Source organism: Micromonospora orduensis (assembly GCF_006228125.1).
Lineage (GTDB): Bacteria > Actinomycetota > Actinomycetes > Mycobacteriales > Micromonosporaceae > Micromonospora > Micromonospora orduensis.
In genome coordinates, this window is sequence record NZ_VDFY01000019.1 from 1 (window position 1) to 1679 (window position 1679).

The window sequence follows — 1679 nt, forward strand, 5'->3', positions numbered from 1 at the left end:
AAACCAAACGGCAACACATTGATGTACATCCCATGCACACGCTCCGCACCCCGCACCTCCGGCCGCGCATCACACACCAACCCCGTGTAAAAACGCCGCTCACCAGACAACTGACTCATCACCTTCAGATGAGCCGCGTGCAGGACAGCCTTGACGGGTACGCCGAGGCTGCTGGCGAGCCCGCGCAACGCGGGGTCCAGGTCGGCGATGTCCAGCTCGGTGCGGCACACCTGCCGCGGGCCGGAGTCGGTCGCCGGGGTGCCGGGCAGGGTGAGCTTCGGCGTGCCGGTCACCACGTCCCGCCAGTAGTCGGCGTCCGCCTCGGAGTCGAGCGCCGACAGTTCGGCGGCCACGAAGTCCGCGTACCGGACTGCCACCGGCTCGGCAGGCGTCGGTTGCTCGCCACGTCGCCGCCGGTGGTAGCCGTCGCGCAGGTCGGCCAGCAGAAGGTTGAGGTCCCAGCCGCCGGTGATCAGGTGGCTGACGGAGACGGTGAGCCACCAGGCCCGATCGTCCTCGCGGTGCACGGCCACCCGCAGCAGCGGCGGCGGCGTCGCCAGGTCGAACGGCCGGTCACGCTCGGCGGCGACGTACGCCGGATGGCCGCTCGCGTCGGGATGCACAACGATCGGAACCTGCGCCTCGGCGTGTACGAGCTGCATCGGCACCGAGTAGCCGGTCAGGTCGACCGAGGTGCGCAGCGTGTCGTGCCGGGCGACCAGCTCGGCGAGGGTGGCGCGCAGCGGCTCGACGTCGAAGGGCAGCTCGTCGTGCACGCGCATGGTGTGCACGATGTGGTACGGCGTCGCGGCCTCGTCCTTGGCGATCTCGACAGCCATGCCCACCTGGGCCTGGGTGGCCGGGTAGGCGTCGGTCAGGCCGTCCGGCACAGCCGCCCGGTCAGACTCGGCGAGCAGCGCGAAAGGCGCCACCGGCTGCCACTCATCCTGCGCCCCATCCAATGACGCCGCCAACTGACGCACCGTCCGGTAAGCGAAGACATCCCGCACGCTCGTCGAACAGCCAGCCGCCCGCAACGCCCCCACCAACGTCACCGCCAGCATCGAATCACCACCGAGATCGAAGAAACTCGCCTCGACACTGACCACGTCACGACCCAACACCCGCGCCCACACCGCAGCCACAGCCCGCTCCAACACCGACACCGGCGCCACGAACACACCCACCGGCTCATCCACCACCGACGGCAACGGCAACTGCCGACGATCCACCTTCCCATTCGGATCAACCGGCACCACATCAACAACCATCACCACCGAAGGCACCAACACCTCCGGCAACACACCCCGCAACACCCCCCGCACACCCACCACATCAACACCCGAACCCACCGGCACCACATAACCGACCAACACCCGCCGACCACCAACCTCCACCACCGACGCCACCGCATCCCGCACACCCACACAGGACCGCAACGCCGACTCCACCTCCCCCAACTCCACCCGCACCCCACGCACCTTCACCTGCGCATCCAACCGACCCAGGAACTCCACCGTCCCGTCCGACCGCCACGCCACCGCATCCCCAGTCCGATACAACCGCGACCCCACCGACCCAAACGGATCCGGCACAAACCGATCCGCCGTCAACCCCGCAGCACCCCAATCACCCCTGTCTCTTATACACCTCTCCCAGCCCACGAGACCGGAGCCTAA

Annotated in this window: 1 protein-coding gene; it reads right to left on the bottom strand. The window is 68.4% G+C overall.

The features are described from left to right. On the bottom strand, positions 1–1517 hold a 1517-nt coding region (locus FHG89_RS00125), incomplete at its 3' end, for a condensation domain-containing protein (protein WP_244295034.1). Positions 1518–1679 lie beyond the last annotated feature (162 nt).